The sequence below is a fragment of the Streptomyces sp. TS71-3 genome (assembly GCF_018327685.1).
GTDB lineage: Bacteria > Actinomycetota > Actinomycetes > Streptomycetales > Streptomycetaceae > Streptomyces.
In genome coordinates, this window is sequence record NZ_BNEL01000003.1 from 2,410,585 (window position 1) to 2,429,754 (window position 19,170).

Below are 19,170 nucleotides of genomic sequence, written 5' to 3' on the forward strand. Positions count from 1 at the left end.
GGACTTCGACCGCTTTGACCTGGTCCGTTGCCAACTCGGCGGCCAGAGCGCCCGGATGAGCGCCCTGAACCGTGACCTGTCCCTGGCCGTTCGCCTCCTGGAAGAGGCCCGAGCCGGACTCTCCGCCACCACCGAATGCTCCGACGACTGCCCTGCTGAGCAATCGGGGACGGAGCCCGACCACCTCTGCTGCCGGATCCGGTCCCTGCTCGACTCCCCACGGTTCGCCCGGTTGGACGGTCGTCCAGCGAAGCCGACGAAGGCCCGGGGTTCCGGTGACGGCCGGCAGGCAGCAGATCACCGGCGAACGTAGGCACGCTCCGTACGGTTGTCCGTGCCCGTCATGGGGACGGTGTGGTTCCAGCGCCCGAGGTCGGCGGTGTCGCGAGTTGGTGACGATGCCGGCTGGGCCGGTATCCGGACTCCGCCGACCTCGGGCTCCTTCTAGAAGTCGTCGTCGAAGGAGACCGATCCTTCGACCGCCACCTGGTAGGCGGAGGGGCGGCGTTCGAAGAAGTTGGTGAGTTCCTGGACGTTCTGGAGTTCCATGAAGGAGAACGGGTTCTGGGCTCCGTAGCGGGCCGGGAGGCCGAGGCGCACCAGGCGCTGGTCGGCGACGCATTCGAGGTAGGCGCGCATGGAGTCGGTGTTCATGCCGGGCAGGCCGTCGCCGCAGAGGTCGCGGGCGAACTGCAACTCCGCCTCGACGGCCTCCTCCAGCATGGCGGTGACCTCTTCGGCCATGGCGTCGTCGAAGAGGCCGGGCTCCTCGCGGCGGACGGTGTCGACCACGTGGAACGCGAAGTCCATGTGGCAGCTCTCGTCGCGGAAGACCCAGTTGGTCCCGGTGGCCAGGCCGTGCAGCAGGCCGCGGGAGCGGAACCAGTACACGTAGGCGAAGGCGCCGTAGAAGAACAGGCCCTCGATGCAGGCGGCGAAGCAGATCAGGTTGAGCAGGAAGCGCCGGCGGTCCTCCCTGGAGTGCAGGCGGTCGATGTTCTCGACCGAGTCCATCCAGCGGAAGCAGAACTGTGCCTTCTCGCGGATGGACGGGATGTTCTCCACGGCCGCGAAGGCGGCGGCACGCTCGGTCGGATCGGGCAGGTAGGTGTCCAGCAGGGTCAGGTAGAACTGGACGTGGACGGCCTCCTCGAAGAGCTGGCGGGAGAGGTAGAGCCGGGCCTCGGGGGAGTTGATGTGCTTGTAGAGGGTGAGGACGAGGTTGTTGGCGACGATCGAGTCGCCCGTCGCGAAGAAGGCGACCAGGCGGCCGATCATGTGCTGCTCTGCCGGTGAGAGCTTGGCGAGGTCGGCGACGTCGGAGTGGAGGTCGACCTCCTCCACGGTCCAGGTGTTCTTGATGGCGTCGCGGTAGCGGTCGTAGAAGGCGGGATAGCGCATCGGGCGCAGGGTGAGTTCGAACCCGGGGTCGAGCAGGTTCTTCGTGGTGCTGGTCATTACTGGCATGCCTCGCAGGACTCGGGGTTCTCCAGGGAGCAGGCGATCGCCTCGGCATCGGGCGCCGGCGCCGGGGGGTCCGAAGGGGTTGCGGGGGCCGGGGCGGTGCCGCGTGCGGACTGGGCGATACGGGTCGCCGGCCGCGAGCGCAGGTAGTAGGTCGTCTTCAGGCCCCGCTTCCAGGCGTAGGCGTACATCGAGCTGAGCTTGCCGATGGTGGGCGAGGCCATGAAGAGGTTGAGCGACTGGCTCTGGTCCAGGTACGGGGTGCGGGCCGCGGCCATGTCGATCAGGGCGCGCTGGGGCAGCTCCCATGCGGTGCGGTACAGCGCCCGGACGTCCGCGGGGATCCGGTCCAGCTCCTGGACCGAGCCGTTCGACTCGCGCAGCGCCTCACGGGTGCGTGCGTCCCACATGCCCCGCTGCTTCAGATCTTCGACCAGGTAGGGGTTGACCTGGAGGAACTCGCCGCTGAGCGTTTCGCGCTTGAAGAGGTTGGAGACCTGCGGCTCGATGCATTCGTACGCGCCGGCGATGGAGGCGATCGTGGCGGTCGGGGCGATGGCCAGGAGCAGCGAGTTGCGCAGGCCGCCGGCGGCGACGCGGGCGCGCAGGGCCGTCCACCGGTCCGGCCAGGCGGGCGACGTGTCGTAGTGGTCGGGGTGCAGGACGCCGCGGGCCGCTCGGGTGGCCGGCCAGGCGGGGTGCGGGCCGCGGCGTTCCGCGAGGTCGCAGGAGGTTCCGTAGGCCGCCAGCATGATGCGTTCGGCGATCCGGGTGGACAGTTCCCGGGCCTCGGGGGAGTCGAAGGGCAGGCGCAGCTTGAAGAACACGTCCTGGAGTCCCATGGCGCCCAGGCCGACCGGGCGCCAGCGTTCGTTGGAGGCCGCCGCCTCGGGGGTGGGGTAGTAGTTGATGTCCACCACGCGGTCGAGGAAGGTCACCGCGGTCCGCACCGCGGCGTCCAGCCCCTCCCAGTCCATCGCTTCCTCCGCTGTTCCCGCCGGGGTCACGAACGCGGCGAGGTTGACCGAGCCGAGGTTGCAGACAGCGGTCTCGCCGTCGTCGGTGACCTCCAGGATCTCCGTGCACAGGTTGGAGGAGTGGATCACCCGGCCGGGCTCGGCGGTCTGGTTCGCGGTGCGGTTGGCTGCGTCCTTGAAGGTCATCCAGCCGTTTCCGGTCTGGGCGAGGGTCCGCATCATGCGGGCGTACAGGGTGCGGGCAGGGATCCGCTTGACGGCGAGTCCGTCGTGCTCGGCGCGCCGGTAGGCGGCGTCGAACTCCTCGCCCCACAGGTCGGTCAGCTCCGGGACGTCGGAGGGGGAGAACAGCGACCACTCGGCGTCGGCCTCGACGCGGCGCATGAACTCGTCGGGGATCCAGTGCGCGAGGTTGAGGTTGTGCGTGCGGCGGGCGTCCTCGCCGGTGTTGTCGCGCAGTTCCAGGAACTCCTCCATGTCGGCGTGCCACGTCTCCAGGTACACGCAGGCGGCGCCCTTGCGCCGGCCGCCCTGGTTGACGGCGGCGACCGAGGAGTCGAGGGTGCGCAGGAAGGGCACGATGCCGTTGGAGTGGCCGTTGGTGCCGCGGATCAGCGAGCCGCGGGAGCGGATGCGGCTGTAGGGGATCCCGATGCCGCCCGCGTGCTTGGAGAGCCGGGCCACCTGGTGGTAGCGCTCGTAGATGGAGTCGAGTTCGTCGAGCGGGGAGTCCAGCAGGTAGCAGGACGACATCTGCGGGTGGCGGGTCCCGGAGTTGAAGAGCGTCGGTGAGCTCGGCAGGTACTCCAGACGGCTCATCAGCCTGTACAGCGCGGCCACCTCGTCGACGGCCCGACGGCTCTGGTCCTCGGCGAGACCCGCGGCGACACGGAGCAGGAAGTGCTGGGGCGTCTCGATGATCCGGCGGCGGGCAGGGTGCCGCAGCAGGTAGCGGCTGTAGAGGGTGCGGAGCCCGAAGTAGCCGAACCGGTCGTCGGCGGCGGGGTCGGCGAGGGTGTCGAGGCGGGCGGCGTGAGCCTGCACGAACGAGGCCGTGCCGTCGGCGATCAGGCCCTCGCGGTGGCCGACCGCGATCGACGCGGAGAAGGAGACGGCGCCCTCCTGCGCTGCCTCGTCCGCGATGGTCCAGGCCAGCAGCCGGGCGGCCAGCCGCGAGTACTGCGGATCCTCGGCGATCAGCCCGGCGGCGGCCTCGGTGGCCAGGCCGAGCAGTTCGGCCTCGTTCGCCGCGGCGCTGCGACCGCGCAGGGCCGCGGACACGACACGATCCGGATCGGTGTCGTCCAGGCCCGCGCCCGCCTCGGTCACGGCACGCAACAGGACGCCGCCGGGTCCGTCTCCGGGCATGACGGAGGCAGCGGAAACGGGATCTGCGGGCGCGATGGTCACGGGTGGTCTCTCCCTCCTGCGTCGGCCGCGGGGAAGGAGAGGCGAGCACGCACGGGCGACTCCCGTGACAGGTCCGCCGGCCCGCTCCACGAGGCCCGACTTCACGGCACCCGGGAAGGTGTCCCCGGGTGCACTGCCGGCAGGTGATCGGACTCGCGGGCGCGCCGCAGCGCGCGCCGCTCACCGTTGCGGGACAGTTCCGGATTCGCACCGGATTCCCCTGGGCGACAGCGAGTCGAGCATACATGTAGTGGTGCCCGATGGATGCGGCACCAGATGTTGTGTCGAGCCGAAGGGTGCCTGGAATGACGCGGGTCCAAGGCAGGCGTTGGCCGGGGCCGGCCGTGCCGTAGATGAGCCACCCGGTACCCGGCAGGAAGGGTGTTTCCGCACGGAGGTGCATGCCCGCCGGCGTGCGACCGGGCGCGCCGAGCAGCACGGCGAAGACCGCGGCCGCCGCGGGGGACCCGCGCATAGCGGTCGTCAAGCCGCCCGGGGCCCTCGACCCCATCCGCCCGCCACGTCCAGCAGATGACGGCAAGTACGGTGTCCGGTCCGCCGAATGAGCGCGTGGAGCGCTGTGGCAGCTGTTCGACACCCTTCTCTTGCGCAGTGCAATAGTTTCTATTGCATAAGGCAAAGGTGTCGCCTGTCGATCTCCCCTCTCCTGAACCTCCCGTACGCCGCGGCCTGCCCTGGCTGCGCTCCTTCCTGCGGGGCGCCAAGAGTGCGCTGCCGTTGCTGGCCGTCGTCGTGGGGGCGGGGGCCGGTGCCGGCGCCATCGGCTTCCGGTGGCTGATCGGGACCTTCACCCGCCTGCTGTCCGGGCAGCCGACTATGCGGCGGCCGGGCATGCGGCGAATCCGCATGTGCCGTGGCTGGGGCGCTGGTTCGTGTTGGCGGCGCCCGTGGTCGCGGGTCTGGTGTACGGGCCGTTGGTGTACCGGTTCGCCCGGGAGGCGCGGGGGCACGGGGTGCCGGAGGTGATGTTCGCGGTGGCCCGGCGGGGTGGCCACATCGCGGGACGGGTGGCCGTGGTGAAGTCGCTGGCCTCCGCGCTGTGTATCGGGGGCGGCGGTTCGGTGGGCCGTGAGGGGCCGATCGTGCAGATCGGTTCGGCTCTGGGGTCGACGGCCGCGAGGCTGGTCGGGGTGGCGGAGGACCGGATGCGCGTCCTGGTCGCCTGCGGTGCCGCCGCGGGGATATCGGCGACCTTCAACGCCCCGCTGGCCGGGGTCTTCTTCGCGATGGAACTGATCCTGCGGGACTTCGCCGCCGAGTCCTTCGGCATGGTGGTCCTCGCGTCCGTGACCTCGTCCGTCATCGGCCGGGCGGCCTTCGGCAACACCCCTTTCCTCCACCTTCCCGCCTTCACCGTCCACCACCTGGCGGAGTACCTGCTCTTCACCCTGCTGGGGGTGCTCGCGGGTGCGGCCGGCGTGCTGTTCACGCGGGTTCTCTACCTGGTCGAGGACGCCTGTGACGCCGTGTGGCGGGGCCCGGAGTGGGCGAGGCCGACGGTGGGCGGGCTCCTGCTGGGCGGAGTCCTGCTGGTGCTTCCCCAGATGTACGGCGTCGGCTACCCGGTGCTGGAGGACGCGGTGGGCGGCGCGTATGCCACCGGACTGCTGGCCCTGCTGCTGGTGGGCAAGGTCGTGGCGACCAGTCTGACCATCGGCATCGGGGGTTCGGGCGGTGTCTTCGCCCCGTCGCTGTTCATGGGGGCCATGCTCGGCGCGGGGTACGGCAACGTCGTCCACCAGGTGCTGCCCGGGACGGCAGGCCCGGTCGGGGCCTATGGGCTGATCGGCATGGGGGCGGTCTTCGCGGGGGCGGCCCGCGCGCCCATCACCGCTGTGATCATCATGTTCGAGCTCACCGGCGAGTACTCGATCATCCTGCCGCTGATGGCGGCCATCGCCGTGGCGACGGCGGTGAGCAAGGTGCTCTCCCGGGACGCGATCTACACCCTCAAGCTCACCAGGCGGGGCGTCGAACTCGACGAGGGGCCACCCCGCTCGCCGTTCGCGGGGGCCACGGTGCGGACGATCATGGAGCCCGTCCCGAACCGCTCGTCGGCACCATGACGCTGGCCACCGCCGCCGACGCCCTGGCACGTGCACCGCACGGTGTCCTGCCCGTCCTCGGCGCGGACGGCGCCTACCTCGGCACGGTCACGGCGCGCTCGGCGGCGGAGATCCTCGCCGGCACCGACGCCGGAGTGCCCCTTGTCGGCGACGTCGTCCACCTGCCGGGGCCGGTCACGGCCGAGACCGCACTCGACGATGCGCTCACGGCCCTGGTCGCCGCCGAAGGCGCCGGACTGCCCGTCGTGGACGCCGCCCGCACCCGGCTCGTCGGGTGGGTCACCCACCAGTCCGTGCTGCACGCCCTGCACCGCACGACGGCCGCGCGACCCGCCAGGCCGTCGTCCGCCACGGCCCGGGGACCGCCCGCTGACCTGAGCGTTCCTGCAACGGCACGTCACCGGACCGCTCCGCGACGACACGGCGTACGGGAACGGCCGGGGAGCCGGTGGGATTCACTGGTTTCTGACGGGTGCAGGTACAAAGGAGTCATGACTCAGCGCGAGCAGGCGCCGTCGCCCGTGGACGACGTCGACGCCGTGACGCAGGCGGTGCTCACCGCTTCCCGGCTCCTGGTAGCGGTCTCCGCGCGGTCGCTGGCGGCTGCCGAGGACCGGGTCACCCTCCCGCAGTTCCGCCTGCTCGTGGTGCTGTCGGCCCACGGACCGGCCAAACTGGTCGCCCTGGCCGACCGGCTGGGGGTGAACCCCTCGACCGCCATGCGCATGATGGACCGGCTGATCGGCTCGGGGCTGGCCGACCGGCAGGTCAACCCCGGCAACCGCCGCGAGACGGTGCTGCGCGTCACGGACGACGGTGCTCGTCTGGTCGACGAGGTCACCGCCCGGCGCCGTGCCGAGATCGCCGCCGTCGTCGCGCGGATGCTCCCCGAGCAGCGCACCGCGATGGTCGAGGCGCTCGACGCCTTCAACCGGGCGGGTGGCGAGCCGGCCGTGACGGAGGCCGAGGGAGTCCTCTACCCCCTCGGCTGGACCGACGGCTCACCCCAGGAGGCGCGTAGCTGAAGTCCCGTCAAGGGCCCAGCGACCGCGTGGGGGCGGGCGCCTGCACGGCATCCCCGGCCGTCGGCCGGGGGGCGTACCGCGGAGCCCATCGGTACGCCCTCTCGACGCCGCACATGTGCGCCCGTGCCTCGCGACGGGAGGTCGCACCGGTCCGTGCCGGGAGGGGCCGCGGATCCAGCGGCGGGGCGCCTTGGCAGGCATGGCGCGCCGGGAGCCTAGCCGTGGGTGACCGGGGCCTGGATGCGGACAAGGCCCACGACTGCGAACTCCAGGACGATCGGGAGTGTCCCGGCTCGCGTGACCCCGTGACTGCGCGTGAGACGTATCCGCGGTCCGTTGCGGGCGCCGAAGCCGGTGCGGCCTCCGGGCGGCAGCTGGATGCCGGCCGTCGACAGGGCCCCGTTCCCGCTGCTGCTCCCGCCACTCAGGACGCCTCGGCCTCCTCCCGGTGTGCCGACCATGTCGAGGTGCTCGGTGACGCTGCCGGAATTCTCGACCGTCATGGACAGGCTGCCTGAGCCCGAACGGTCCAGGTGCGCTTCGGCATCGCTGATCCGCACGTCGACGCCGTTGGCGGCGACATGCGTTCCGCCCCGTGGCCCGGGGCCGGTGCCGGAGGGCTCGGGGACGGAGGCGGTCGTCGGGTGTCCGCAGCCGGCCAGCAGGGCGGTCAGGGCGGCAGCGACCGTGATGGCCCTGCGGGTGCGGTTGCCGCGTACGGAACGGCCGCAGAAGGTGTCTCGATCCATCTTTGCATGATGCAACATTGCCTGTCGCGGCCGGCAACCCGGGCCCGCGCAGGCGTCCGGCTCGCTCGCGGTGGTGGCGAGTGCGTCCGTCGAGCGATGATCGCCCATCGCGGTCTTGACGTACACGGCTCATGCGGCATGCAATATATTGCATGCCGATCCCTCCAGGCCGCGGAGTGGCCTCACGTGAACTCCTTCGGGAGAACGCCTTCCGTGCGATCCGGGACGCGATCGTCCACGGCACGCTCGCGCCGGGCGAGCGCCTTGCGGACGGCGACCTGGTGGAGTGGCTGGGGGTGAGCCGGACGCCCATTCGTGAAGCGCTCTCGCGCCTGGAGCAGATGGGCCTGGTGCTGACCAGGCCCGGCCGTTACACCATGGTCAGCCCGCTCGACGCACGAGCTGTTCGTGCGGCCCAGTCGGTCACCGCGGCCATGCACGAACTCGCCGTGCGCGAGGCGATTCCCCATCTTGGCCCCCATGAGTTCGATGCCATGCGGGCGGCGAACCAACGCTTCGCCGACGCGCTGCGAGCAGACGATGTCGCGGGGGCGATCGCTGCCGACGACGAGTTCCACGGGGTCGCCGTCACCGCCTGCGCCAACCAGGCCGTGCACACGGTCCTGGAGCAGTTCGCACCGGTGCTGCGACGGGTGGAACGGCTGCGCTTCTCATCCCTGAGCGGGCGGGACTCGGTCGCCCAGCATGCCCGCATCCTCATGTTGTGCGAGGCGGGCGACACGGAAGGCGCTGTGGTCGCCACCCGCGCCAACTGGCAGACACTGCTGCCCTTCCTGACCGACCTGCCGGACGGGGGCGAGTAACGAGCCCTGACCGGACGGTACCGCTTCATTCGCCGAACGTCCCGCTACGGCGGACCTGCCCGTGAGGAGTCACCTGTGCCCCTGGAAGATTTCGAACGCCATCCCCTGCTGTTCGGCCCGAGCCCGGTCCATCCACTGGACCGGCTCAGTGACCACCTCGGCGGGGCCCGCATCTGGGCGAAGCGCGAGGACTGCAACAGCGGGCTGGCGTTCGGGGGCAACAAGACCAGGAAGATGGAGTACCTGGTTCCCGACGCGCTTCGGCAGGGTGCGGACACGCTGGTCAGCATCGGCGGGGTGCAGTCCAATCACACACGCCAGGTGGCCGCTGTGGCCGCCAGGTTGGGGCTCAAGGCCGTACTGGTCCAGGAGAGCTGGGTGGATTGGCCGGACTCCGTCAACGACAAGGTCGGCAATATCCTGCTGTCCCGGATCATGGGTGCCGACGTGCGCCTGGTCCAGGCGGGCTTCGGCATCGACGCCAAGGACAGCTGGCAGCGGGCCCTGGAGGAGGTCCGTGCCGCGGGAGGCAACCCCTACGCGATCCCTGCCGGGGCCTCCGACCACCGCCTGGGCGGCCTCGGCTTCGCCCGCTGGGCGCGTGAGGTCGAACAACAGGAGCGGGAACTCGGGGTCTTCTTCGACACCATCGTCGTGTGCAGCGTCACGGGCAGTACGCAAGCGGGCATGATCGCCGGCTTCGCGGACCGGCAGCGGCCACGTCGCGTGCTGGGCATCGACGCCTCCGCGAAGCCCGAGGAGACCCGCGCCCAGGTCGGCAGGATCGCCCGCCGGACCGCCGAGCTCCTCGGACTCCCGCGGGATCTGCGTGACGACGAGATCACCCTCCTGGAAGGGTGGGCCGGGGACGTCTACGGCATCCCTGTCCGGTCCACTGTGGACGCCATCCGGCTCACCGGCCGCCTTGAGGGCGTGATCCTCGACCCGGTGTACGAGGGAAAGTCCATGGCCGGGCTTGTCGACCTGGTCCGCGGTGGCGAGATCCCGCGCGACTCCCACGTTCTGTACGCCCACCTGGGAGGCCAGCCCGCCCTCAACGCCTACAGCGGCGTCTTCTGACCCACCGCGGGCGGTCCCGGGCGGCACGCGGTGCCTCCACCGCCAACGCGCCTCGCCCGTCAGTCCAGCGGCGGCCGCAGCTGAGCCCAGGGGCGCTCGGCCTCGAGCTGGGCCGCGAGGGACAGGAGGGTCGACTCGTCGTGGGGCCTGCCGACCAGTTGCGCGCCGAGCGGGAGGTTGTCGTCGGTGCGGGCGGCCGGCAGGACGGCCGCCGGGTTGCCGGTCAGGTTCCACAGCGTCATGAACGCGGTGTAGCGCTGCGCACCCAGCATCAGGGTGAGCCAGCTCCGCTCGAACAGTTCGCCGACCCGGAGCGGGGGGCGCGGGGTCGCCGGGGTCAGGAGTACGTCCACCGTGTCGAACACGCGGTTCGCCCGCGCGGCCACCCGGTCGCTGTAGCGCCGGGCCGCGGCGATCATCGCGGGCGGGTAGAGCCGGCCGAGAGCGGCGAGGGTGCGGGTCGACGAGGACAGCCGCCGCGGCTCGTCGACAACCGCCGCGGTCGAGGCGACCGAGTGCAGGTAGCGCGGTGCGTAACTGAGCATCCCGGTGAAGTCGGTCAGCGGCGGCTCGACCGGCACGACCTCGTGTCCCAACTCGGCCATGGCGCCGGCCATGCCGCGTACCGCTTCCTCGACGCGCGGGTCGAGGCGGCCTCCGACCGGCCAGGGGCGCAGCGACAGGCCGACCCGCAGCCGGCTCGGCCTGGTCGCGGCGGCCTCGGCGAACGTGCGCTCCGGTGGCCGCGCGATGTGCCGGTCGCCCGGTGCCGGCCCCTGCAGCACGTCCAGCAGCAGCGCGGCATCGGACACGGTCCTGGTCAGCGGGCCGGCGACGGACAGCCCGGTCCAGACCTCGTCCTGCGGTGCCAGCGATATCCGTCCGCGTTGCGGCTTCAGACCGAACAGCCCCGTCGCGGCGGCGGGCATCCGGACGGAACCGCCGCCGTCGCTGCCGAGAGCCGCGGAGACGAGGCCGCCCGCGACCGCGGCGGCGGCACCGCCGCTGGATCCGCCGGGGGAGTGCGCCGGTGACCACGGGTTGCGCGTCGGCCCGGCGAAGTGGGTCTGGGTGAACGGCCACAGGCAGAGCTCGGACGCCCGCGTCCGGCCCAGGATGACCGCCCCGGCCCGCCGCAGCCGCGTGACGATCTCGGCGTCCTTCTCCGCGAGGCTCGTGACGCCGTCGGTGCCGTTCGTGGTCGGCAACCCGGCCAGGTCCGTCTCCTCCTTCACCGCCACCGGAATGCCGAGGAGGGGAGCGTCCTCGCCGGCGGCGCGCCGCGCGTCGGCCTCCTCGGCAGCGCGCCGCGCGTCGTCGGCGAACACCAGCCGGAAGGCGTTCAGCGTTCCGTCGAGACGTTCGATCCGTGCCAGATAGGAGTCGACGAGCTCGGTGGACGTCACCCGTCCTTCCCGGAGCGCCGTCAACTGATCGCGCACGCCGGCGAAACACAGGTCCGTCGGGGTCATTCTCGGCTCCCAGTACATCGTGCGGTGCTGGTCACGCGCCTGCACCCGCCGGCCTGACCCGGTCGGTTGAGGGGGGGGCGGCGGTGATCTCCGTCATCGGGTGGTCTCCAGGCCGAAGACCTTCACCGCGTTGCCACCGAGGTACCGGCGGGTGGTCTCGGCGTCCAGCTCAAGGCTGTCCAGGCGTTCCAGGCAGCGTTGCGGAGTGAGCATGGGCCAGTTGGTGCCGAACAGTACCCGGTCGCGTCCCCGGCCGCGAAGGTAGTCGATCAGCGTGGCGGGAACGCGGTGGACGGCGTAGGCGGAGGTGTCGACGTAGAAGTTCGGGTACTTCGTGGCAAGGGAGACGACCTCGTCCAGCCACGGGTGGCCGACGTGCCCGCCCACGACGACGAGGTCCGGGAACTCCAGAAGCACGTTGTCCAGGTAGGGGATGGGGCGGCCGGGTTCGGAGGGGCACAGCGGCCCGGTGTGGCCGATCTGGGTGCACACCGGTACGCCGAGTTCCACGCAGGCGGCGTACAGCGGGTAGTAGCGCCGGTCGTCCGGCGGCAGGTTCCACAGCCATGGGGCGACGCGGAGTGCGACGAAGCCGAGTTCGAGCACCGCCCGCCTGAGTTCGCGGACCGCGGCGACCGGTTGGGACAGGTCGACCGCGGCCACCCCGTGGAAGCGGTCAGGGGCCTCGGCGACGGTGGCGGCGACCTCGTCATTGCTGATCAGCACGCCGGACGGGCCCACCAGCCGCAGATCAGCGCCCGGTCCACCCCCGACGCGTCGTACGCGGAGAGCATGTCCTCGACGGACGACGGGGTGAGGTCCGGCTGGCGGGTCCACCGCAGCACGGTGGCCATCCAGGGCTGGGCGAGGAACCGCTCGTTGGGCACCTGCGCCCACGCGTCCACCGTCAGGGAATCGCTGGTCCTGGTCATGGGTTGGCGTCCGCCCCCATCTCATCGATACGCAAGCTGTACATGATGCGACCACTCCTCGACAGCCCGGCGGACGAAGTTGTTCCGCCGGACTGCCACCGGTGGCCCCGGACGTCAGCCCTTCGCGACCAGCTCGCGGACGGCGGGCGCGACCTCGGCCGCGAAGCGGCGGAGGAAGTCGGCCGAGCCCGCCCGGTACAGGAAGAACGTGTCGATCTGCCCGGCCAGCACGAGCTCGGCCAGCTGCTCGGCCCAGAGCGCCGGCGGCCCCTGGAGGAAGCCGGAGCCGGCAGCGAACTCACCCCCGATGTTGTAGCCGCGCCGGATGCCCTCCGGCGACCGGCCGGCGGCCTGCGCGGCCTCGTCGATCAGCCGGTTGGCGCCGGGCAGCGCCTCGGGGGGAAAGAAGGGGGAGCTGGGGATCCAGCCGTCGCCGATGGTGCCCACGACACGCAGCATTCGGGGCTGGTAGGCGCCGAACCAGATCCCGATCCCGTGCAGCGGCCGGGGGCCGGGCCGAGCGCCGCCGAGCCGGTAGTGCCTGCCCTGGAACTCGACGTCCTCCTCGGACGTCCACAGCGCGCGGATGACCTGCGTGGCCTCCTCCAGCGCCTCGATGGACTGCCCGGCGGTGCGCGCGGGGCCGCCCTCCGCGACGATGGACTCCCACATCTGCTGCGCCCCGGTGCCGAGCCCGAGCTCGAACCGGCCGCCGCTGAGGATGTCCAGGGTGGCGGCGGTTCGGGCGACCATGGCGGGCGGCCGGAGCGGCAGGTTGAGCAGGTTGGGCATGACCGTGATCCGCCGCGTCCTGGCCACCATCGTGGACAGCAGCGCGATGGTGTCCAGGCGCTCGGGCCAGTACGGGTGGTCGGACAGCGTGGCGACGTCGTAGCCGAGCTCCTCCATGAGCACGGCCAGGTCGACGACGTCCTGCGGGCGCTCCGCACTCTGCTCCAGCAGCGCGCCGAACCTCACCTCGGTCACCGCGCCACCTCGTCGCGAGCGCCGATCCGCGCCGGGGTGGCGGTGCCGTACACCTGCTGCGCGTGCACCGCGTAGGCCCCCGCGGCCACGTCCCCGATCGCGCCGCCGAGCTCGGGCGGCATCTGGGCGATGATGTCCCGCACCGTGTCGGGATCGGCCTCGTACGCCATCATCCCGAAGATCAGCGGAATCTGCTCCGGTACGACGTCGCCGGCGCTGTCGGCGAGCATCTGGCCCCACTCGGCCGCGGTGACGTGCTTCTGGATCAGGGGGAGCGCGAGGTCCTCCTCGGTGGCGAGGTGCTCGACGAGCCGCCCGTGCAGGCGGGCCAGGGCGTCGGCGAGGACCTCGCCCTGCGCCGCGTAGGCGGTGCCGCGCCACCGTGCCAGTCCGGTACGGACCTCGTCCAGCAGCGTGTCGATGGCCCCGTGCTGCTCCTCCATCGCCCGTACCACCGGCTCGGCCTCCGCGCCCGCGCGCTCGACCATCCGCGGCCACAGGTGCTTGTCCTCGGCGACGTGGTGGTGGTGCAGGCTGTTGTCGACGATCCGGAGGTGGTCGGCCACGGTCGCGGCGCGCTCCGTGTCGCCGTCGGCCACGTCGCGGACGAGCGCCGGGGCGAGTCCGATCTCGCGCCGGAACATGATGTGTGCCATGTACATGTCGCGCACGTCGGCGAGGGGTTCGTTGGTCATGGTCGCTTTCCCGAGTTTCTCCGTACGGCCTCTGCGATGTGAACCGTAGTGGCCGCCCGGCACAGCGGAAAGGAAATGTCCAGTATACGAATTCGGTTATCCGCGAAGCGTACGCAGCGGCTTCTGCCCGAATTTCGCCTCGTGTGCGGCGGCGAATCGACCCTGGTGGGTGAAGCCCCAGCGGCGGGCGACCGAGGCGACCGAGTCGACATACGGATCGGCGGCGCGGAGCTCTTCGTGCGCCCGGCGCAGCCGGACATCGCGCAGGTACTGCATCGGCGACACGCCCAGGTGGTGCTGGAACGCCTTCTGCAGCGTGCGGGCGCCGACGCCGCACTGCTCGGCCAGCACGGACAGCGTCAGCGGGGCCCCCGGGTCCGCCTCGATGACGTCGATGGCGGTGCGTATCGCCGCAGGCCGGGCCGGAGCGACAGAGGTGGTGAGCGCCTCGGTGTGTGAATGGGGCGCCGCGAGCAGGAAGCCGTTGACCAGGCTCTCCGCCAGCGGGGCCGCGACCAGCGGCTGGGACAGCAGGTTGTCCGGGGCCGTCGCGAGCTGGCGGTTGACCGAATACAGCAGGTCGGCCCAGCCGCGACCGTAGCCGTCGGACGTGTCCATGACCGGGTCGAAGCTGGTTCGCTTCACCATGCGGTCCCCGAGGAGCCTGGCCATCGCGGTCTCCAGCGCCGGCGCGTCGATGCGGATGCACAACGCCCGGTAGCCCGCCTGCCAGCGGGCGGAGAACGACCCGCCGCCCGGCTGGTACACCGCCGGCGACGTGCGGTTGACCAGCATGTCCACGCCGCGGTGCCGTGACTCGAAACGTCCCGAGATCGGCAGTTGGACGTAGAAGCCGGTACCGATGTCCTCGCATTCAAGGCGCAGTTCGCCCTGGAAAACCACCTCGCCGATATGGACAGGGCCGATATCGGTGAATCGGTATGTCGACACCGTGACCTCGTCCTGCGGCACGGACTCGATCGTCGGGGAGTCAACGAGCATCCGATTCCTCCGAAGCGGGTTCGGTGTGACATGCGGGCTTGGTCCGGCCCGCCGGAATTCGAGGATACTGCGATTCGGACCCGCGATATGGACCCGCTGTCTGCGGTACGGATCCGCGATACGGACCTGCGGGACGGACTCGCGATATGGGCCTGCGATATGGGCCCTGCGGCTCGGGCCGCCATGAGCCGATCGCCCGGAAGGCGTGCCCGCGCGGCTACGCAGAGCACTGGCCGGAAAGCGACCGGGCAGTGTTCTACTCGGCGGGGACGGGGTCGGCGTCCGACGGGCGGACGAGCCACGCGCCCTGATCGAGCGGGTCCGAGGACGGGAGAGACGGCAGTGCGGAACAGCGACATATGGGAGCCCTTCCTGACGGAGCAGGACAGGGCGCATCTCGGCAGGCAGCAGCGCCCCGAACGCGGCATCGGACCGCGTCCCGCGCTCGTGCTCGTCGACATCTACCAGCGGGTGTTCGGTGATCGGCCCGAGCCGCTTCTGGACGCCCTGGAACGCTGGCCGAGCAGTTGCGGACCCGCCGGTTGGGACGCGCTCCCGCACATCGTGGCCGTTCTCGGCGCGGCGCGGGACGCCGGCATCCCCGTCGTCCACGTCACGGGCGCCGCGGACCTCCCGGCGTGGCGGCGCGTGCCGCGCGGCGGCCGGTCGCAGGACCGGGAAGCGCGCGAAGCCGGCTTCCGCATCAAGGAGGAGGCCGCGCCGCTGCCGGGAGAGCCGGTCCTCCGCAAGGCGGCACCCAGCGCGTTCTTCGGCACCCCGCTGGTGGCGCTGCTGCGCCAGTACGACGTCGACAACGTCATCGTCGTCGGCGAGAGCACCAGTGGCTGCGTGCGCGCGACGGTGGTGGACGCCTGCTCGTACCGGTACGACGTGACCGTGGTGCGGGACGCCGTCTTCGACAGGACCCAGGCCGCGCACGCGATCAACCTGTTCGACATGGCGCAGAAGTACGCCGACGTGCGCGGCTCACAGGACGTCGTCGCCGACCTGGCCGAGCTGGCGGCCTGAGGAAGCCGACGGGCGGGGCTGCCGCTTCTGCCAGGCTCCCGGCACGTGCGGGCTGCCGCTTCTGCCAGGCCCCCGGCACGTGCGGGCTGCTGTCTCCGCCCGGTGCGCGGCACGTGCGGGCTGCCGCCCGTCAGGCTCCCGGCACGCGCGGCGGACCGGCCTGCGCCGTGGTCGCGACGCCGGCCGCCGCCGGTTCCAGGGAGCGGGCGGCCGGGCGGCGCACCGCGAGCGCGGCCCCGGCCGCCAGCAGGGCGATCGCGGCCAGGACGAACCAGCCGCGCCGGTAGGCGGCGAGCACCTCGTGCGGGGTGCCCGGGGTTCCGAGCACCCCGATCAGGACGGCGACTCCGAGGACCGACCCCACCTGCCGTGCCATGGTCATCACGCCGGCCCCGGTGGCGAACCGGTGGGGCGGCAGCGCGGCGGCACCGGCCGCGGCGAGGGTGGGCAGCAGCAGGCCGGCCCCGACGCCGCCGATCAGGAAACCCGGCAGCATGGCCGTGGCGTAGTGCGGAGCGAGTCCCGCCGCGAGCGGCCACCAGCCGATGCCGGCGGCGAACAGCAGATTGCCGGCGGCGGATACCGGACCCGGGCCGATCCGCCGGGTCAGCAGGCCGGAGACGGCCGCCACGCCGGGCACCATCAGCGGCCCGGGAGCGAGCGCGAGGCCGGTGCGCAGCGCCGAGTAGCCCCACACGTCCTGGCACCACAGCACGCACGACAGCGTCTCGCCGGCGAAGGCCAGGGTGAAGAGCAGGATCGACACGGCGGCAGGTGTGAAGGGCGTGCTGCGCAGGATCGCCGCCTCGATGACCGGCGAGGGATGGCGCCGCGACCGGAGCACGAAGGCGGCGAGCAGCACGGCCGCCGCGGCGAATCCGCCGGTCGTGCGCCCGTCGCTCCACCCCCAGTCGTCCCCCTTGACCAGGGCGAGCGACAGGGCGCCGACGGAGAGGGTGAGCAGGCCGGCACCGAGCAGGTCGGGACCGGACCCGGAGCGGTCCGCCGGCACCCGCGGCAGCAGGCGGACCCCGCACACCAGTGCCGCCACGCCGACCGGCAGGTTGATCAGGAACACCCAGCGCCAACTGGCCTGCACCAGCAGCCCGCCCAGCACGGGCCCGAGCGCCGCCGCCACGCCCGCGACGGAGCTCCACGCGCGTACCATGCCGGCCCTGCGCTGCGGTTCGGTGACCGCGAGCATGAGGGCGAGCGAGGTCGGCAGCAGGGCCGCTGCGCCGACGGCCTGGAGGCAGCGGGCGGCCACCAGCCATCCGACTCCGCCGGCGGCGGCACAGATCGCGGACCCGGTGATGAACAGCGCGAGGCCCCACAGGAAACCGGTGCGCTGCCCGTACCGGTCGGCCAGCCGGCCGGCCGGCACCAGCAATGCGGCGAAGACGATGGCATAGGCGTTGAGCACCCAGGAAAGCGAGCCGAGCGAGACGCCTCTGAGATCGTGGCCGATATCGGGCAGCGCGACGTTCACCACGAACAGGTCCACATTGGACACGAATACCGCGACGAATATCGTGGCCATGACGGCGATCTTGCGTATCGGACTCACGGGTCTGCCGACCGTCGACTTTCTCATGCGCGGCAGGCTAGCGGTCAAGCGAGCAGCGCCGAGGTGGAAGAAATGCCCGCCACCGGGATTAAACCCCTGGTCCGGGAGCGTGAGGCGTCGGAAGATCGGCCGTCATCAATTATTCCGTCAGCATGAGGAAATAGTCCGGCCATTCGGGCATCGCTATATCTACTGGCCGGCGTCTAAGGTGACGGCTGTCGCCGCTGCGGAACCTCATTTCCGGGTGGAAGTGTCCCGGACAGTGCCGAGGAGTTATCGCGGACATGCCCCTTGAGAATAACGAACTGCCCTTGGTCTGCCTTCCGTTCGCCGGGGGCGGAGCGAGTTTCTTCCACCCATGGAACCGCATGGGCCTGAGCGGGGTGGTGGCGGTACCGCTCCAGCTGCCGGGCCGCGAGCGCCGGCTGGCCGAGAGACCGTACCGGGACCTGCACGCCGCGGCGGACGGGTTGCTCCCGGCCACGCTGGAGGCGGCGGCGGGCGGTCCGGTGGCCCTGTTCGGACACTGCTTCCTCGGCGCCGTGCTCGCCTACGAGCTCGCCCGGCGCCTCACCGACACCGCTCGCAACGACGTGGTGCACCTTTTCGTCAGCGCCGCGCGCCCGCCCACCGCCGGCCCCGTCAGCGACGTGTCGGGGCTGACGGACGACGCGTTCCTCGCCCACGTCGAGAAGACGACCGGCTACCGGCACGCCGCGTTCGACAGCCCGGAACTGCGGGAACTGCTGCTGCCGGCCCTTCGCGCCGATTTCGCGATGGACGAGGGCTACACGCCGCTCGGTGCCGACCCGCTCGACGTCCCGGTGACCGCGGTGGCGGCCTCGGACGACTCGTTCGTCTCCCGTGACGAGGTGGCCAGGTGGGCGGACATGACCACCGCCGGCTTCTCCATGGCCGAGCTGCCCGGCGAGCACATGTACCTGGCGGACGACCCGGGGCCGTTGCTCGAACTGATCTCCGCGACGGTCGGTGCCGGCCGCCTCCGATCCGAAAGGCCCGCCGATGGGACTCCATGACAGGACCGTGGTGATCACGGGGGCGGCCAGGGGAATCGGCCGTGCCTGCGCGGTGCGTGCGGCCGAGGAGGGCGCGGACGTCGTCCTCATCGACATCTGCGGCGACCTGCCCGCGGTCCCCTACCCTCTGGCTTCCGCCGAGCAGTTGGAGAACACCGCACGTCTGTGCCGCAAGAACGGTGCGTCCGTGCTCGTCGAGACCGCGGACGTCAGCTCGCGTTCCGCCGTGCGGTCGGCCGTCACGGCCGCGGTGGACAGGTTCGGGCGGATCGACGTCCTGATCAACAACGCGGGCATCGGGGCGCCGTCGGGGCGGCCGGCCCACGAGTTCACCGAGGAGGAGTGGCGCGTCCTGCTGGACGTGAACCTCTCCGGGCCGTGGCGCATGATCGCAGCGGTCGCACCCGTCATGATCGCCCAGCGGTCGGGCAGCATCGTCAACGTCGCGTCGACCGCCGGCCTGGTCGGCTACCGCCACTTCGCCGGATACGTCGCGTCCAAGCACGGGCTGGTCGGCCTGACCAGGGCAGCCGCGTTGGACTACGCGCCGATGAACGTCCGGGTCAACGCGCTGTGTCCCGGCCCGGTGCGAGACGATCCGGCCGTCGACGGCCAGATGGCCGCCGTCGTCGCCGAGTCACTCGGTATCAGCACCGAGGAGCAGGAGGCCGTCGACCTGGCGTCGGTCGCGATGAGCTCGCTGGTCGACCCGGCCGACTTGGCCGGCGCCGCGATCTGGCTGGCCGGCGACGACTCCCGCAAGGTCACCGGAACGGTCGTCGCGGTGGACGCCGGCTTCTCCGCCCACTGAGCCTCCCTCCAGCCTCACCTGA

At 71.6% G+C, this 19,170-nt stretch carries 16 protein-coding genes, 1 pseudogene and 1 riboswitch; of the genes and pseudogenes, 7 read left to right on the forward strand and 10 right to left on the reverse strand.

Annotation, left to right across the window (positions count from 1 at the left end; all coding sequences use genetic code 11):
• Window positions 1-444: 444 nt before the first annotated feature.
• Entirely contained in the window at window positions 445-1,467 is a 1,023-nt protein-coding gene (locus tag Sm713_RS34365; protein ID WP_212913846.1) for a ribonucleotide-diphosphate reductase subunit beta, read from the reverse strand.
• Window positions 1,458-3,851, reverse strand: coding sequence for a ribonucleoside-diphosphate reductase subunit alpha (locus Sm713_RS34370; protein ID WP_212913847.1), 2,394 nt, complete (start codon window positions 3,849-3,851; stop codon window positions 1,458-1,460). Before Sm713_RS34370 ends, Sm713_RS34365 begins: the two co-directional genes overlap by 10 nt.
• A 142-nt stretch (window positions 3,852-3,993) precedes the next feature.
• Window positions 3,994-4,071: riboswitch (cobalamin riboswitch) on the reverse strand.
• 512 nt (window positions 4,072-4,583) lie between these two features.
• Between Sm713_RS34370 and Sm713_RS34375 the strand changes: the two are divergent.
• Together Sm713_RS34375 and Sm713_RS34380 are read left to right on the forward strand one after the other, a co-directional pair.
• Window positions 4,584-6,264: pseudogene (locus tag Sm713_RS34375) on the forward strand (chloride channel protein); the annotation flags it as partial.
• Window positions 6,265-6,429: 165 nt separating this feature from the next.
• Window positions 6,430-6,963, forward strand: coding sequence for a MarR family winged helix-turn-helix transcriptional regulator (locus Sm713_RS34380; RefSeq protein ID WP_212915051.1), 534 nt, complete (start codon window positions 6,430-6,432; stop codon window positions 6,961-6,963).
• Between the two features lie 215 nt (window positions 6,964-7,178).
• Here Sm713_RS34380 and Sm713_RS34385 read toward each other — a convergent pair whose 3' ends face one another.
• Window positions 7,179-7,712 carry a hypothetical protein gene (locus Sm713_RS34385; RefSeq protein WP_212913848.1) on the reverse strand — a complete coding sequence of 178 codons (534 nt, stop codon included), beginning with the start codon at window positions 7,710-7,712 and terminating at the stop codon, window positions 7,179-7,181.
• A gap of 152 nt (window positions 7,713-7,864) precedes the next feature.
• On the opposite strand from Sm713_RS34385, the gene Sm713_RS34390 reads away from it, so the two are divergent.
• Together Sm713_RS34390 and Sm713_RS34395 are read left to right on the forward strand one after the other, a co-directional pair.
• Window positions 7,865-8,536 (forward strand): GntR family transcriptional regulator, encoded by a 672-nt coding sequence (locus Sm713_RS34390; protein WP_212913849.1) that lies wholly within the window; start codon window positions 7,865-7,867, stop codon window positions 8,534-8,536.
• Window positions 8,537-8,611: 75 nt separating this feature from the next.
• Window positions 8,612-9,616: a 1-aminocyclopropane-1-carboxylate deaminase gene (locus Sm713_RS34395; RefSeq protein WP_212913850.1), complete on the forward strand. Its 1,005-nt coding sequence runs from the start codon at window positions 8,612-8,614 to the stop codon at window positions 9,614-9,616.
• Window positions 9,617-9,675: 59 nt separating this feature from the next.
• Here the strand turns inward: Sm713_RS34395 and Sm713_RS34400 are convergent, their stop codons facing one another.
• From Sm713_RS34400 to Sm713_RS34425, 6 genes are all read right to left on the reverse strand, one after another.
• Window positions 9,676-11,106, reverse strand: coding sequence for an amidase (locus tag Sm713_RS34400; RefSeq protein ID WP_308293221.1), 1,431 nt, complete (start codon window positions 11,104-11,106; stop codon window positions 9,676-9,678).
• Window positions 11,107-11,181: 75 nt separating this feature from the next.
• Window positions 11,182-11,814 carry an amidohydrolase family protein gene (locus Sm713_RS34405; protein ID WP_212913852.1) on the reverse strand — a complete coding sequence of 211 codons (633 nt, stop codon included), beginning with the start codon at window positions 11,812-11,814 and terminating at the stop codon, window positions 11,182-11,184.
• Entirely contained in the window at window positions 11,808-12,020 is a 213-nt protein-coding gene (locus Sm713_RS34410) for a hypothetical protein (RefSeq protein ID WP_212913853.1), read from the reverse strand. The genes Sm713_RS34405 and Sm713_RS34410 overlap by 7 nt, the downstream gene beginning before the upstream one ends.
• Window positions 12,021-12,134: 114 nt before the next feature.
• Window positions 12,135-13,007, reverse strand: coding sequence for an LLM class flavin-dependent oxidoreductase (locus Sm713_RS34415; RefSeq protein ID WP_212913854.1), 873 nt, complete (start codon window positions 13,005-13,007; stop codon window positions 12,135-12,137).
• Window positions 13,004-13,702, reverse strand: a complete 699-nt coding sequence (locus Sm713_RS34420; RefSeq protein WP_212913855.1) for a hemerythrin domain-containing protein — start codon at window positions 13,700-13,702, stop codon at window positions 13,004-13,006. Before Sm713_RS34420 ends, Sm713_RS34415 begins: the two co-directional genes overlap by 4 nt.
• Window positions 13,703-13,798: 96 nt before the next feature.
• Window positions 13,799-14,674, reverse strand: coding sequence for an AraC family transcriptional regulator (locus Sm713_RS34425; RefSeq protein WP_212913856.1), 876 nt, complete (start codon window positions 14,672-14,674; stop codon window positions 13,799-13,801).
• Between the two features lie 372 nt (window positions 14,675-15,046).
• Between Sm713_RS34425 and Sm713_RS34430 the strand changes: the two genes are divergently transcribed.
• The gene (locus Sm713_RS34430) at window positions 15,047-15,733 is read left to right on the forward strand and encodes a cysteine hydrolase family protein (RefSeq protein WP_212913857.1); all 687 of its coding nucleotides are present in this window, start codon (window positions 15,047-15,049) and stop codon (window positions 15,731-15,733) included.
• 130 nt (window positions 15,734-15,863) lie between these two features.
• On the opposite strand, the gene Sm713_RS34435 is transcribed toward Sm713_RS34430, so the two are convergent.
• Complete coding sequence (locus Sm713_RS34435; protein ID WP_212913858.1) at window positions 15,864-17,327, reverse strand: MFS transporter; 1,464 nt, start codon at window positions 17,325-17,327, stop codon at window positions 15,864-15,866.
• Window positions 17,328-17,584: 257 nt separating this feature from the next.
• On the opposite strand from Sm713_RS34435, the gene Sm713_RS34440 reads away from it, so the two are divergent.
• Both Sm713_RS34440 and Sm713_RS34445 read left to right on the forward strand, forming a co-directional pair.
• Window positions 17,585-18,337, forward strand: a complete 753-nt coding sequence (locus Sm713_RS34440; protein WP_212913859.1) for a thioesterase II family protein — start codon at window positions 17,585-17,587, stop codon at window positions 18,335-18,337.
• On the forward strand, window positions 18,324-19,148 hold the full coding sequence (locus tag Sm713_RS34445) for an SDR family NAD(P)-dependent oxidoreductase (protein ID WP_212913860.1): 825 nt from the start codon (window positions 18,324-18,326) through the stop codon (window positions 19,146-19,148). The genes Sm713_RS34440 and Sm713_RS34445 overlap by 14 nt, the downstream gene beginning before the upstream one ends.
• Window positions 19,149-19,170: the final 22 nt, after the last annotated feature.

Bases quoted from the DNA above. Each gene is read 5' to 3' on its own strand.
- Sm713_RS34365 (WP_212913846.1), bottom strand. From the start codon at position 1,467: ATGCCAGTAATGACCAGCACCACGAAGAACCTGCTCGACCCCGGGTTC.
- Sm713_RS34380 (WP_212915051.1), top strand. From the start codon at position 6,430: ATGACTCAGCGCGAGCAGGCGCCGTCGCCCGTGGACGACGTCGACGCC.
- Sm713_RS34385 (WP_212913848.1), bottom strand. From the start codon at position 7,712: ATGGATCGAGACACCTTCTGCGGCCGTTCCGTACGCGGCAACCGCACC.
- Sm713_RS34390 (WP_212913849.1), top strand. From the start codon at position 7,865: ATGCCGATCCCTCCAGGCCGCGGAGTGGCCTCACGTGAACTCCTTCGG.
- Sm713_RS34400 (WP_308293221.1), bottom strand. From the start codon at position 11,106: ATGTACTGGGAGCCGAGAATGACCCCGACGGACCTGTGTTTCGCCGGC.
- Sm713_RS34410 (WP_212913853.1), bottom strand. From the start codon at position 12,020: ATGACCAGGACCAGCGATTCCCTGACGGTGGACGCGTGGGCGCAGGTG.
- Sm713_RS34420 (WP_212913855.1), bottom strand. From the start codon at position 13,702: ATGACCAACGAACCCCTCGCCGACGTGCGCGACATGTACATGGCACAC.
- Sm713_RS34435 (WP_212913858.1), bottom strand. From the start codon at position 17,327: ATGAGAAAGTCGACGGTCGGCAGACCCGTGAGTCCGATACGCAAGATC.
- Sm713_RS34440 (WP_212913859.1), top strand. From the start codon at position 17,585: ATGCCCCTTGAGAATAACGAACTGCCCTTGGTCTGCCTTCCGTTCGCC.
- Sm713_RS34445 (WP_212913860.1), top strand. From the start codon at position 18,324: ATGGGACTCCATGACAGGACCGTGGTGATCACGGGGGCGGCCAGGGGA.